This window comes from Collinsella sp. AF20-14LB (genome assembly GCF_003459505.1).
Taxonomy (GTDB): domain Bacteria; phylum Actinomycetota; class Coriobacteriia; order Coriobacteriales; family Coriobacteriaceae; genus Collinsella.
Window position 1 is genome coordinate 1 of the sequence record NZ_QRWD01000016.1, and the last position, 13,965, is coordinate 13,965.

At 63.0% G+C, this 13,965-nt stretch carries 6 protein-coding genes, 1 tRNA gene and 1 other RNA gene; 4 read left to right on the plus strand and 4 right to left on the minus strand.

The window, feature by feature from the left end; all coding sequences use genetic code 11:
* Positions 1-90: 90 nt before the first annotated feature.
* Together ffs and DWX63_RS08400 are read right to left on the minus strand one after the other, a co-directional pair.
* An RNA gene (ffs, locus tag DWX63_RS08395) (signal recognition particle sRNA small type) lies at positions 91-186 on the minus strand.
* A 94-nt stretch (positions 187-280) separates the two neighbouring features.
* Complete coding sequence (locus DWX63_RS08400; protein WP_117843423.1) at positions 281-7,870, minus strand: Spy0128 family protein; 7,590 nt, start codon at positions 7,868-7,870, stop codon at positions 281-283.
* Positions 7,871-8,134: 264 nt separating this feature from the next.
* Here DWX63_RS08400 and DWX63_RS11295 point away from each other — a divergent pair, with 264 nt between their 5' ends.
* Entirely contained in the window at positions 8,135-8,308 is a 174-nt protein-coding gene (locus tag DWX63_RS11295) for a hypothetical protein (protein WP_158559663.1), read from the plus strand.
* A gap of 172 nt (positions 8,309-8,480) precedes the next feature.
* Positions 8,481-9,761 (plus strand): IS256 family transposase, encoded by a 1,281-nt coding sequence (locus DWX63_RS08405; RefSeq protein ID WP_117843424.1) that lies wholly within the window; start codon positions 8,481-8,483, stop codon positions 9,759-9,761.
* 399 nt (positions 9,762-10,160) lie between these two features.
* On the opposite strand, the gene tadA is transcribed toward DWX63_RS08405, so the two are convergent.
* Complete coding sequence (tadA, locus tag DWX63_RS08410; protein ID WP_117843425.1) at positions 10,161-11,942, minus strand: tRNA adenosine(34) deaminase TadA; 1,782 nt, start codon at positions 11,940-11,942, stop codon at positions 10,161-10,163.
* A gap of 51 nt (positions 11,943-11,993) precedes the next feature.
* Between tadA and DWX63_RS08415 the strand changes: the two genes are divergently transcribed.
* Positions 11,994-12,083 (plus strand) — tRNA-Ser (locus DWX63_RS08415).
* Between the two features lie 3 nt (positions 12,084-12,086).
* Here DWX63_RS08415 and DWX63_RS08420 read toward each other — a convergent pair.
* A complete protein-coding gene (locus DWX63_RS08420) occupies positions 12,087-12,671 on the minus strand; it encodes a TetR/AcrR family transcriptional regulator (RefSeq protein WP_099432361.1) in 585 nt (194 codons plus the stop codon).
* A gap of 211 nt (positions 12,672-12,882) precedes the next feature.
* Here DWX63_RS08420 and DWX63_RS08425 point away from each other — a divergent pair, with 211 nt between their 5' ends.
* A complete protein-coding gene (locus DWX63_RS08425; RefSeq protein ID WP_199411166.1) occupies positions 12,883-13,434 on the plus strand; it encodes a LemA family protein in 552 nt (183 codons plus the stop codon).
* Positions 13,435-13,965: the final 531 nt, after the last annotated feature.

A 13,965-nucleotide genomic window follows, 5' to 3' on the forward strand; every position in this document is an offset into this window, starting at 1 on the left:
AGCGATCCCGCAGGCGAAGCCGAGGACCAGCGAGACACCAAGCGCCCTGCCGGCACTCGCGGGTAGCCGCGGCACCAAAAAACGCCTGCGCACTCGATGGATTCGGATGCCCGACAGAGGCTCCTTATGGCTGCTTCCTTCCGGACCTGACCAGATTCGGAACATGTCGTCATCCGAACCCATCGAACGCGCTAGACGCTCGGTATATCTTACCTGCTCCCGCCCGCCACGGCAAGTGGGGCGAACCCATCGGATGGATTCGCCCCACTCGTCCATATCGCTAGCGGCGCCTGCGGTACAGGACCGCGCCGCCCGCTGCGGTCAGCGCGCCAATGCCGGCCATGGCGCCGAGCGCCTCAAGCGGCAGGCTGCGGTCGCCGGTGTCGGGCATACCGCCCTTGGAGCCGTCACCGCTAGCGCCGCTGCCGGAGCCGTTATCTGAACCGCCGCCCGAGCCGCCGCCCGGCGTGCCGGGGTTCTCGGGGGTGCCGGGGGTGCCGGGCTCCTCGGCGTAGCTGTTGGTGAAGACCGGCGGCAGGTTGGCGTCGCCCTCGTAGGAAACCTTCGCCGACAGATAGCCCGTCTTGGTGCCGTCTGCCGCCTCGTCGCTCACCGTGACGACGATCTTGTGCACCGCCTTGTCGTAGGTCACGTGCGCCTGGCCGTCGTCGACCTCGCTCACCGTGAAGGTGTAGGTGCCGGCCTGCTTGAAGGTCAGCGCATCGAACGTGACGCTGCCATCGGCGGCATTCTTGGCGGTCGACATGACCTTGCCGTCCCGGCTCTTGAGCTCAAAGCTAAACTGGCCCGCCTTGAGCTCGGCGCCCTTGAGCACCTTGGCGGCGCCCAGTTTGAGGGTGACGGGTGCGGCCTCGTAGCCGTTGGTAAAGGTCACCGAGGTGTCGCCCACGGCATTGCCCTCGGCATCCGCCAGCTCGTGCTTGACGGCGAGCGTGCCGTTACCGGCATCGGTGACCGTCGTGCGCACGCGGTACGTCGTCTTGTCGTACGTCACGCCGCCCGCCGTGCCGGCGACCTCGCGCAGCTCGTAGCTGTGCGTGCCGGGCGCGGTGTAGGGGACGGGGCTGAGCTCGACCGTTCCGTCGGCGGCGTTCTTGCCCGTCGCCACGACGCTCTCGCTGCCGTCGGCGGCAATCTCGACCAGCTGGAACTCGAACTCGCCCGCGGCCAGGCCACGGCCCTCGAGCTTCTTGCTCACCTTGATCTGGTCGGTGACGGAGCTCGGCGTCGGGCTCACGACGTAGGTGTTGGTGAACTCGAACGCGCCCTTGCCCTCGGGCGTGCCCTCTGCGGGCAGGACCTTCGCGACAAGCGTGCCCGCGGCGGTGTCCTCGACCACCCTGACCGTGAAGGTCCTGGTCGCCGTCGCGTCGTTGGCCACGCCGTCGACCGAGCCGGACTCGCTCACCCGGTAGGCGAACGTCTTGGTGCGCAGGCCGTCGCCGTCGATCTCGACGCCATCGAGATCGCTCGGCTGCTTGAACGTGACGCGGCCCAGCACGACATTGCCGGCGGCATCGTTGGTCGCCTCGGTCACCGTCTTGCCGGAGGCGTCGACCGGTGCGGGCGCGCCGTCCAGCGGCTCAATCTTAAAGGTGTACCTGCCCGCGATGTCAGCCTGCGTGAGGCCGAGTCCGGCCTGGCCGAGCGCCAGCGTCTTGGTACCCGCGATGTCGACCGTCGCCTCGCCGGCGCTATAGCCGTTCACAAACGACAGCGTGCCGTCGGAGCCCTCGGGGTAGGTCACGGCCACATCCAGCCCGCCCTTGCCGTTATCGGTCACCTTGACCGTGATGCCGAAGCTTGACGTGGCCGCCGTCACGCCCGCAGGCAGCCGGTCCGTACCGTCCTCGGAAACGGTATAGGGAATGACCCAGGAGCCGTCGGCGGCCCTGGTGGCGGTGCCGTCTCCCACCATCCGCTCGAGCGCGTCAGTAGTATAGGCAATAGGCGAGAACGCAAGTCCCGCGGCCACGCCGTCGCCGGAGGCCCGGTTGGTCGCGGTCGCGACCACGTTGCCCCGGGCATCGCGGACGGAGAACGGGAACTCGCCCGCCTTCGCGGCGCGGCCCGTCAGCGTCTTGGTGGCATTAATTGCCACGTTGCCCTCGCCGCCGAGCGTTCCGGTGGCCTCGTAGGAGTTCTGGAACGCGACCGTCACGGGCGCGGGCGCCGCCATGGCGTCATCTGCCGTGGAGACCTCGCTGCGGGCGACCTCGACACCGTCCCTGGCAACCGTGGTCGTGACCGTGAGCTTGCCCGTCGCGGCGTCGTAGGCGGGCGCGATGGTCACCGTGCGCGGCGCGGTGTCGTTGGTGTAGCCCTCGCCGCCGAGCTTGGTCTCGGTGGCGGTGAAGCGATAGACCTTGCCCGCGTCGGCGTCGGTGAACTTCACGTCGCTCTCCGCGGTCCCGCCGATGAGGTCGACCAGGCCGGCCGCACCGTCATCGGCCGCGGCCACGGCGTAGGCGTCCTTGCCGGTCTTGAGGCCGAGCTTGGCGGCCGTCTCGGCATCGGCGGTCACGGTGAAGGCGAACTGCCCCGCCTCCATGGCGTGGCCGGAGAGCGTCTTGGACAGGCGCACGCCCACGCGGGCCGAGTAGTCGAGCTTGGTCGTGTAGGTGTTGACGAAGTCGCCGCCGCTCGCCTGCGCAATCGCGGGCGTCGTGGCCGTAAGGTTGCCGGAGCCGTCGTCGGTCACGGTCACCGTCATCGTGGCGACGTGGTCGTCGTAGGCCACACCGGCGATGGCGGAGCCGTCATCGGGCTTGACCTCGCGCACCGTGTAGGTGAAGGTCTTGGCGCGCACGCGCTTGCCGCCGACCTCGGCGAACCCGGCATCTTTGATGTCATTGAGCGTGTAGCGGATGGAGCCGAAGTCAAAGGCGACCCTATCGCCCGCCTTGGTGCCGGCGGCGGCCGTCACACTGACGGTCTTGGAGCCGTCGGCAGAGCCCTCGGGCATGGGCGCGTCGCCCTCGCCCGCGAGCGCGAACTGGAAGCTGTCGCCCTCCGCCCAGTCGCGACCCTTGAGCGTCTTGGTGAAGAGTCCCGCGGTGGAGACGTCCCTGCCCCCGGTGGCCGTTCCGTACGTGTTGGTGAACGCGACGGTCGCGCCGTCCTCGGTCACGGCGCCTTCGGCCTTGGAGCCGTCAGCCCGGTTGACCGTGGTCGCGTAGCCCTCGGCGGCATCCTCGGTCACGGTATAGTGCGCGCCCACGGGTAGGCCGGAGATGATCTTCTCCCCGCCATCCTTAAGCGTGAAGTTCGCCTTGCCGTCCGCGAACGTCACGGCGTGCTCGCCCTTGCCGAAGGTGCCGGAGACGGGCTCGCCGTCCCCGTCGGTCAGCGCGACCGTAAAGCCGAACTCTCGCTGGCTGTCGCCGCCGACGACCGTCTTCTTGACGGTGAGGCTGCCCTCGCGGGACACGCTGTTGTGGGTCGTGTTGGTCTGGGATTCGTTCTCCCCCACCTTAACCGTGGCGGTGTTGGAGATGTCGTCGACCACGGCGGCTTCGGCGGAGACCTTCACGTCAAAGCTGAGCGTGCCCGTGGCGCCCGCAGCCTGCTCGCCGAGCGACCAGGTAAGGGTGCGCGTCGCGGCGTCGTAGGCGGCACCGTCGGCAGAACCCTCAACATAGTTAACGCCCTTGGGCAGGACATCGGTCACCGTCACGTCAGCCGCCTGCGCGGCGCCCCTGTCGTCGACGCTGTTATTGGCCCAGCCGATGGTATAGGTGAGGGTATCGCCCACGCCCACCAGCCTGCCATCCACATTGACCTTGGCACCCGAGGCGTCCGCCTTGGTGACGGTCTTGGTGTTGTCGTGCGGCGTGAAGGTGTTGGTGAAAGTCTTCTTGCCCCGCTCGTTGGAGATCTCGGCCTTAAGACCGGCACCAGTCTGAGTCACTGTGATGTCGAAGGTGTAGGCATGCGCATCGTCCTCAATCAGGACATCGCCGTTTGCTTTCTCGGTCACGGTCGCGTGGTAGGTACCCAGATTGGTGAAGCTGAGCTCGCCAAAGGAAACCTTGCCGTCCTTGTCATTCTTCGCCTCGATTGGGTAGCCCTCGAGGACATTGCCCGCGCCATCGGTGAGGGAGAGCTCGAAGGTGAATTCCCCCTCCTGGAGGCCGGGCTTGCGGCCGCCCGCGAGCACCTTGGTGAGCTCGGGGACGGACGCCGTGGCGGGGGCGGGGTCGAAGGTGTTGGTGAAGGCGGCGGAGGCGACCTGATCGGCCGAGATGGAGCCATCGGCCCTGGATCCCTCGGCTCCGTTCACCGCGGCTTTGTAGCCATCGGCGGCACGTTCGGTCACCGTGTAGGCGGTTCCCGCGGGCAGCCCCGTGATCCTCGCCGTCTGGCCATCTTTGAGCTTGAGGGTCGCCTTGCCGTCCTCGAACGTCGCGTCACCGTAGGTGCCGGACACTTTGTTGCGGCCTGCGGCATCGGTGGCCTCAACCACAAACTTAAATATCTTGTCCGCGTCGACCGCCAGGCCCTCGCGCGCCACGACGGTCTTGGAGACGTCGAGCTCGCCCGTCTTCACAGTGTTGGTCACGGTGAAGCCGCGCTCGGCGTCGCCGGTGACCTTCGAGCTGTAGCCCTCGACGGGCACCTCGGCCACGGCGTAGTCGATCACGGAGCCGGACTTGGAGTACTTGGGCAGGCCCTCGAAGGAGTGCTTCCAGCTATTGGACTTCGACAGCTCGGCCGACTCGCCGGTGTCCTTCCCGTCGGCGAGCAGGCGCACGGTGGCCTTCTCGGCCGCCGGGCCGACCCACTTCTTCTCGACGGGCACCGAGACCTTGGCCGTGGAGGTGTTGGTCACGGTGAAGCCGCGCTCGGCGTCGCCGGTGACCGCGGAGTCATAGCCCTCGACGGGGTCCTCGGACACGGTGTAGTGCGCGCCCGCGGGCAGGTTGGAGAAGACGCCCTTCCAGTCGTTGGACTCGCTCAGGGTGATCGAATCGATGACGGTATCGCCGTTCTTGAGATTTACTTTGACCTTATTAGGATGGGGAATCCTGGGGTTCTCCCAGACCTTTTTGATGGGAATGTCGATGTTCTCGGACTTGCCGATGATGACACCGCCGTTGGCGCCGATGCCGCCTCCCCGCTCGGCCGTATTGCCAGAGATCGTCAGCGACGTCTGACCGCGGCCGAGGTTATACACATCCTCGCTCATCACAGATTTAAGCGCGACGTTCGGCGTGGCGTCGGTAAAGGACAGGGGCTCGCCGTTGCCACCGTCGGGAGAGAATCGCGGGATTTCGGTGTTTGTTTCCGCATAAGTGCCTTCGGGGTTAAACAGCCCACCGTCTCTGTACCAGCTGACCTTTCCGCCGCCCGGAGCGCGGTTGGCCAAGGTCAGTTTGTATTTGGCGTCTTTGAAGCCGGTGAAGACGAGGTCGTCTCCCGCCTCATCGGCCGAGTTCCTGGCGATCAGGCCACCGTTCTGGACGTAGACCTTGGCATCTCCGGTCGGGCAGAACCACATGCCGCCGCCCTGCTTTTTCGCATGGTTATCAACAACGAGAGCGTTTTCGATATGGAGCGTGCTATAGACGAGATACTCGTTGCCTTCGCTATATACGCCGCCACCCATATTCCGAGCAGTATTGTCCTTGATCTCGCCCGCACTGAGCTTGACGTCATCTGAATAGGTATAGATGCCTCCGCCGGCGGAAGCGGAGTTACCCGATACGGAGCCACCTTTCATAGTGAAAGCGGTATGGTCCCTACCACCCTGCTGCAGGCCGCGATCGACCACGCACACTCCGCCGCCTTTGCCATCAGAATACGCAATATTGTCCTCGATCTTGCCGCCCTTGAGGGTAAACTCGGCATTCCCTTCGACGTGCACTGCGCCGGAGGGAGTTCGATTCCCAAGCTTATAGCCTCTGTTGCGCACAAGCTGACCACCGGTCATCTCAAAGGAGGCTCTCTGGTTACGAGCCTCGCTGTACATGACCACCGCGCCGCCCTGATAGCCGGCGTTATCCTCGATACTGCCGTTACTCATCTCAAGGTGGGCATCGCCCATCAGCATGATGCCGGTAGACGAAAGGTAATTACCATCGCCGTCTGCGGAGAAAGACACATGATTCTTACGGATAACGCCGCCCTTCATGACAACATGAGCGCCGTCTTTCGCGTGGACAGCGCCGCAATACGCGTCCTTAAGTTCGCACTGCTCGATAACGCCGCCCGTCATGGTAAGCGAAGCCTTGTCTCCCGACACGTCGATGACACCCGTATTGACGGTGTTCGCAGCGCCGTCGCACACAACGGCCTCGTCAGAGAGCACAACCGCTCCCCTGCTAGAAATAATGGCGCCCTTGTTGTAGCGACCACTCAGGGACACTTTCCCCGACAGCTCGAGGGATGCCCCCTCGGCAACATTGACCAGTACGGAGAAGCCGCTTTTCTTTGCCAAGATGGTATAGGGCTCATCCGACGTGATCTTAATCATCTTCCCGGCAGGAATCGTGAGCGTGGAGCCAAGCTTCACGTGCTTTTTCAGGGTGATGACGGTTTCCTTGTCATAGGGGGCCTCGTCGACCAGATCCTGAAGGGTCTTGGTGCTGTCATCGCTCACGGTACCGCCGACGCCGTCATCGATGGACTCGCGCGTGTAGACGATATCGACGCCAAAGAACGGGAGGTTCTCCGAGCCTTTGATGTCGTCCATGCTGTTTTCGATTGTGATCTTTTTAACCGTGCTGCCTTCAAACATACCCGAGGGTATTTCGGTGAGGCCGCGCCCGATCGTCACATCCTTCACGCCACCTACGCCCGAGAAGGCCGCCGTGCCAACGGAAGTCACGGAATCCGGAATGGAAAGCTGCTCCGGCAACGTGCCGTAATAGAAGGCGTAGTTGCCAATTGTCTCAAGTGTCCTGGGAAGCTGGACGGCGACGTTGCTCTGGATAAAGGCCCACTCACCGATACTCTTCAGGCTGTCGTAAAGCCCCACGATCTTAACCGGTGTGTAGCAGAACGCATTGTCCGGAATGTTCTGAAGCGAGGACAGATCCACGGACGCCTGCAGATTTTTGCACTCGTAAAAAGCCCCCCAGCCCATCTTTGTCACCTTGCTTAGATTGGGCACGCTCACCAGGCTGGCGCACCCCTGGAAAGCAGAGGATCCGATGCTCTTCAATGTGCCTGGGAAATCGATCCCAGTCAATCTCGAGCAAGTCCGAAACGCCCCATCCCCGATGGACTCGATTTCGCTCAGCGCGGTGACGGACGTGAGAGAGGTGCATCCGTCAAACATGTGCGAGGGGATCTTGGTAACCGAAGCGGGCAACGACACGCTTGTCAGAGACGTGCAGTCTTCGAACACGCCCGTTATGGTGTCGGAGAAGGCGACATCTTTTGGAAACTCGATGCCTGTGAGGGCCGTAGCCCCCTCGAAGGCGCCCGAGCCCGAAATCATTTTGAGGGTTGAGGGGAGATCGATCTCCGAAAGGTTGCTGCAGCCATAGACCATCATGTTGGCGCTAATCTCCTCGACGCCCTCATCGAAATAGAGCTTTTCGAGCGAGCCAGCGTTTTGCAGCGAGCAAGCGAAGTTCTTGATGGAGCCAGGGATATGGAGCTCCTTGACCTTTGCGAACCTCCGGAAATTCCCTCCGTACATTTTTTCGAGCGTGTCGGGAAGCGTCAGCTGCTCAACGTTCTTGGCCACGATACCAGACGAGAAATAAAGTTTGGTGACTTTGTAGGTCTGGCCACCATGCTCGATGGAGCTGGGCACACTCACCGCGGTCACACTGTCGTCGGCAACAATACCTGTGATTTCCGCCGTGCCCTTATCCGTGGTCTCGCACGAATAGGTCACGCCGTCCTGGGTGATCTCAAACTCCTCCGCAGTATACGCAGTCCGCGATTCCGTGGCCGCATATGCGACACCGGCCGTCGCGCCAACGGATAAACATCCGAAGCCGAGAACCAGCGCAAGGCAGAGAGCAGCGACTCTCTGCCCCCCCGCCGAAAACTTTCCTCTCCAATTCCCTTCTCCCCCTCTGGTGTCGCCCTCTCTTCCCAAGAGCGATCTATTGATTAGGACAGATTAAAGACAACATTATGCCCAAAGAGGTCCATCATGGAGATAATCCACGTCTTCGCCCGAAATGGTAATAAATTGGCAGGATTAATCGGCGAACAACTGAACGAAGAGCAATCTACTAATGGCACACAAATGGCGGCGCCAACACCTGAAGTGCATAGTCTCCGATCCCCAGACAACACCATCGAGCGCCGCAGGGCGCAGGATTAAATTGTTCAGATTCACATGCCTTTACGGGTGTTTTCCTAGTCCCAAAAAGACGATCGCGTCGAAAATGTTGGTGTAAGAGTGGCACCCTAACGTCCCTTTAACGAAGAACGGCCTTCGTCCTAGAATCTGAAATCACCACAACAACAGGTTCTAGGAAAGGACGAAGACCGCTATGGAAATCTTATCAGACCCGACGCCGGACATGCTCGCCATGCCCCGTTTCGACGACGGCGCCATCGACATGCAGGAGCTGCTCAGGCGCCTCGCCGAGCAGGTCGTGAACGCCGTGATGGACGCCGAGGCCGACCAGCTGTGCGGGGGCGGGTCGAACAGCCGAAACGGCTACCGCGAGAGGTCGCTCGCCACCTGCGTCGGCACGCTGACGCTGCGCATCCCGAAGCTCCGCACCGGCAGCTTCTTCCCGGACGACGTGATCGAGCGCTACCAGCGCGCGGACCGCGCCCTCGTTGCCGCCGTCGCCGAGATGTACGCCACCGGCACGAGCACCCGCAAGGTGCAGAGGGTGGCCGAGAAGATGGGCGTCTCCAGGCTCTCCAAGGACCAGGTGAGCGCCATCGCGTCGAGCCTGGACGCCGACATCGAGGAGCTCTGCGCAAGGCCGCTCGACGGCTCGCCGGTGCCCTACGTCTGGCTCGACGCGACCTACGTCAAGTGCCGCCGCGAGGGGCGCGTTGCCTCCACCGCCGTGGTCACCGCCATCGGCTGCGACGCGGGCGGCTGGAGGCGCGTCCTGGGCGTCGACGTGGTGGACACCGAGTCATACGACTCGTGGCTCGCCTTCCTGCGGACCATCCGCTCGCGCGGGGCGGCGGGCGTGCGGCTCATCGTCTCGGACGCCCACCCGGGCCTCGTCCGCGCGCTCGGCGAGGTCTTCCAGGGCGCCGCGTGGCAGCGCTGCGCCGTCCACCTCATGCGCGACTGCATGCGCGAGGCGAGCTCCTGGCAGCTCAGGCGCCGCGTGGGCAGGATCGTCTCGCAGGTGTTCCGCGGGCGCGACGCCGCCACCGTGACGGCCATGTACCACGCGGCGTGCGACATGCTGGCGGGGTGCTGCCCGAGGGCGGCGGCTGTGCTGGAGGAGGCCGAGCCCGACGCGCTGGCCTACCTCGACTTCCCGCCGACCCACTGGAAGCGCCTGCGCACCAACAACGTGCAGGAGAGGACCAACCGAGAGATAAAGCGCAGGTCGCGCGTCGTGCAGGTGTTCCCGTCAACGGGCTCGCTGGTGCGGCTCGCGGGCGCGGTCATGTGCGAGCAGGACGAAATATGGCAGGAGTCCAGGTACTTCTCGGAGGAGAGGATGAACGAGCTCTACGACGAGGGCCGCACGCGCGGGATCGACGGCCCCGTCGACTGGGCGCGGCTTGAGGCGGAGGCCAGGAAGATGATCGAATCGGGCCTCGAGCTTGCGGACAGGGTCGAGGCGGCATAGGATATCAACCGTGTTCCAGGTTCCAGGACGCCGGGCCGACTCGCTTCGGATCGGACGCTACACCAACTTTCTCGACACTACCAAAAAGACCGGTCTGACGCTGCGCCACGAAAAGGGCCTATCTACTACGTTTAGGTCACAGGGGTCGACCATAGCCGACTTTTTCGAAAATCGGCAAGCTTTCTACCTGCGATTTTGTTTTTGCAAATTCCAGGATGGTCGAAGGTGGCCGGTTTAACGTAGTAGATGGCCGCATTTCGTGGCAAACGGTCCGACCCAAGACCCAAGGCAGCCAACCTCGAATGGCCATTCTCGAAGTTGCGGTGGAATACGGACTGAATTGGCCCCTTAAAGGCAAAAACACTCCGTATTCCACCGCAACTTATAGGGAGATAGGCCTTAGAGGCGGGCGAGGTCGTAGGATCGAGCGGCTGCTTCGCCGGCGCAGATGAGGTTGGTTGCGGCTTCTTGCGGATCGAGTGCCCGCTCCAGGTCCATGGGCTTGCGACAGATCGGAAGCACCAAGTCGACGCCCTGACCATACACCGCATCCAGGTTGTCAGCGCGACCGCCCACGACAGCGGCTACCGGCTTGCCATATCGCTTCGCACGACAAGCCACACCCACCGGCGCCTTGCCGGCGGCGGACTGCTCATCCATATTGCCCTCGCCCGTTATGACGAGGTCGACATCGCGCACGCGCTCGTCAAACCCCACGAGGTCGAGCACCGTCTCCACGCCCGAGCGCAACTCGGCACCGAGTGCCAACAGCGCTGCTCCCAGACCACCGGCGGCACCGGCGCCGGGCACGCCGAGCACCGAGCCAAATGTCCGTGCGCTCTCAGGTGTGCGCAACAATCCCTGGGCTCGAGCTCCGGCAATCGCAGCGTCGAGCAAGCGACCGTAGCCGACCATCCAGCTGTCGCACCTGTTCAGCGCCTCGGCATCATCCGCCGGCAGGCCTTTCTGCCCACCGAACACCGCCAGAGCGCCTCGGCGTCCCACGAGTGGATTCTCTACATCCGAAAGCACAACGATACGAGCGCCATCCAAAGCCTGCAGCGCTGGCGCCAAATCAACGCTCGCCACCTGCTCGAGACCCGCAAGACCGGGGGCGACAACGCAGTTCCGATCATCGACCACACGCGCGCCCAGCGCCTGCAGCATGCCGGCGCCACCGTCGTTGGTGGCGCTGCCGCCCAAGCCAATATAGATAGTCTTTGCGCCCGTGCGAACCGCGCGAAGCATGAGCTCGCCCACGCCATAGGTTGTAGCGGCCAGCGCCGACGACTCCGTGCAAGGCGAGTACCCGATGCCGGCCGCCTCGGCCATCTCGATGACCGCGGACTCGCGCTCGACATCAACCAGCATCCGGGCAGGCACACGCTCGCCCAAGGGGCCTGCCACCTCGCAGGTCACAAGCTCGCCACCGCAGGCGGCAACGGCGTCGAGCGTTCCCTCGCCACCATCTGCCAGCGGCAACGTGGCCACCTGGGCATCGGACCACACACGGCGCACGCCTTCGGCAACCGCCGCCTCCGCCTGTGCACTCGACACGCTGCCCTTAAAGGAATCAATCGCCAACAGCACACGGCGGGGCCGGCGGCACGCGGTACCAAAATCGACCGCCTCAACGGCGATATCTTCGGCACACGCGAGCGCCTCGGCATGAGCGGCATGTGCCCCAAGATCGGCCCCACAACCGCAGTCAGCACCATCGGTGCCACGCAGCCCACTAAAATAGCTGCTCAACACCTCACGACACTCGTCTGCCAGCACACCGGCGGTCACATTAAACCGATGATTCAGGCGCGAGTCGGCATTCAAATCGTATAGGGATCCCAACGCGCCCGCCTTGGCGTCGCTCGCGCCATACACGCAGCGTCCCACGCGCGCGTTGACCATAAGCCCCGCGCACATGCAGCAGGGTTCGAGCGTCACGTAGACCGTACAGTCGGAAAGGCGCCAGCGGCCAAGCGCCTGGGCAGCGACGCACAGGGCCGCGAACTCTGCATGCGCCGAAGGGTCCTGGTCGAGCTCGCGACGATTATGCGCCCTCGCGACGATCTCGCCGTCGCGCACCACTACGGCTCCGATGGGCACCTCGCCCACCGCCGCGGCGGCTCGCGCCTCCGCCAACGCCTCGCGCATGAACTTCTCGTCGATTTCGGTGATCGTCATCGTTCGCCTTCCCTGTTGCAAATTCAAAACGATGCTATCATTACGACTCACGGAGAGATGGCAGAGCGGTTGAATGCGGCGGTCTTGAAAACCGTTGAGCGCGAGAGCGTTCCGGGGGTTCGAATCCCCCTCTCTCCGCCACTTTTAGTGATGCACCGGTGTCATGGTCCGCTCAAACAGCGCATCGACCACGTCGGCCATCTCGGGTCGACGCTCAAGATCGTGGCCCGATTCCCACCATATCGTGAAAAGTCGAATAATACCGCCGGCGACAAACTCAGACGTCGTCTCGAGTGACACGGGGGCCAGGGCATCCTCGGCAAGCACGTTCATCACACGCTCGCGGATGGAGCGGGCAATACGGTCGCAAATAACGTTGGTCAGCATTCCCGACATGCTGCTCGCCAAAATGTTGTCCATGAGCTGCTCATGGGCCAGAATCAGGTCCATGGCATCGTCCAAAATCGCGTGCCGGAGCGCGCGCACGTCCTCGGCAGACACTGTGCCGGCCTCATCGGGCTGTTTTTGCGGCAAGCCGGACATGAGCTCATCGATATAAAAGGCAAAGTAATCGTTCTTGTCGCGAAAGTGCTTGTAGAACGTCGTGCGGCGAATCATGGCGCGGTCGCACAGCATGGCAACCGTCAGGTCCTCAAAACGATGCTCCTCGAGAAGCTCGGTGAAAGCATCGAACAGGGCACGATAGGTTTTCTTAATGCGAAGGTCCATCCGTATCGCCATCCTCAGGGCAAAGACAATACTCGTCAATCTGTCGCATATCTTACACCTGTACCTCGCGCGCTTTGCCCCAGTGCCAACCCCACCGAAAACATAACGCTTACCGGAAAGTTCGGCACGGCAAAACGTTGCGGGTATACTAGTAGCGTTATACCAACGGCAGCTGGCGCATGCCGCCGCGGCCATTCGAAACGGAGACATCATGATTACCGTCATCATCGGCATCGTTGTTGTCATTGTGATTGTCTGCGCCATCGCCGGCATCTACAACAACATGGTCACCAAGCGTAACCGCATCGATAACGCCTGGCAGAACATCGATACGCAGCTGCAGCGCCGCAACGACCTGATCCCCAACCTGGTCGAGACCGTCAAGGGCTACGCCAAGCACGAGCAGGAGACGCTCTCCGCCGTGATCAGCGCGCGTAACACCGCCGTCAAGGCCACTACGCCCGAGGCCAAGATGGAAGCCGACAACGTGCTGACCGGTGCGCTGCGCCAGCTCTTTGCCGTCGCCGAGGCCTACCCCGACCTTAAGGCGAACACCAACTTTACGCAGCTCCAGGCATCGCTCGAGGATACCGAGAACAAGGTGAGCTACGCACGCCAGAGCTACAACGATTGCGTGCTCAGCTACAACAACGCCATCCAGACGTTCCCGGCTGTTATCTTTGCCGGCATCTTCCAGTTTAAGGAGCGCCAGGGCTTCGAGGCCGCCGAGGCCGCCCGCCAGGCACCAACCGTCAAGTTCTAGTGAGCCGTTGACGCATCCACAACCGTTTTTGCATAAACCGCCCCGTCGAATGCATACTTCGACGGGGCGGTTGCTTTTTGCCCGAAGGTACCCCCAGGGGCGGCGTGCAAATTTTGGAGTTTTCAGCATCCCGGAACCCACAGGGCAGGAACGTGCCCACAGAACCGCGTTGAAAACCCTGATTCTGAGCCCTCAGCGCCTCAGAGATCGCTCATTTTTTTTACAGGATGCGGCTCATGGCGCCTGACTTTTGTCCAAAAACCAGTATGCAGGCACCCTCGACTGCTGAAAACTCCCAAAAATGCACGCCCCGCCCCACCCCAGGCGAGCGGCAACCGAAAAAACGTGCACGTCCCCTCTTCGGCTGCAACTACGGCAAAGCCCTAACAGCCAAATAAAAGGCGCGGCCAATAGGCCGCGCACCTTCTCCCCTACAGCCCAGTAACCTCCTGGCAAGGAATGCAGAGCACTCGACCGAGGCGGACCGGCCTATCTCCCGGCGCATTCCACAGGACGAAAGAACCTCCGCCG

Excerpts from the sequence above, each read along its gene's own strand:
- DWX63_RS08420 (WP_099432361.1), bottom strand. The coding sequence starts at position 12,671 with ATGGACCTTCGCATTAAGAAAACCTATCGTGCCCTGTTCGATGCTTTC.
- DWX63_RS08425 (WP_199411166.1), top strand. The coding sequence starts at position 12,883 with ATGATTACCGTCATCATCGGCATCGTTGTTGTCATTGTGATTGTCTGC.
- tadA (WP_117843425.1), bottom strand. The coding sequence starts at position 11,942 with ATGACGATCACCGAAATCGACGAGAAGTTCATGCGCGAGGCGTTGGCG.
- DWX63_RS08405 (WP_117843424.1), top strand. The coding sequence starts at position 8,481 with ATGGAAATCTTATCAGACCCGACGCCGGACATGCTCGCCATGCCCCGT.
- DWX63_RS11295 (WP_158559663.1), top strand. The coding sequence starts at position 8,135 with ATGGAGATAATCCACGTCTTCGCCCGAAATGGTAATAAATTGGCAGGA.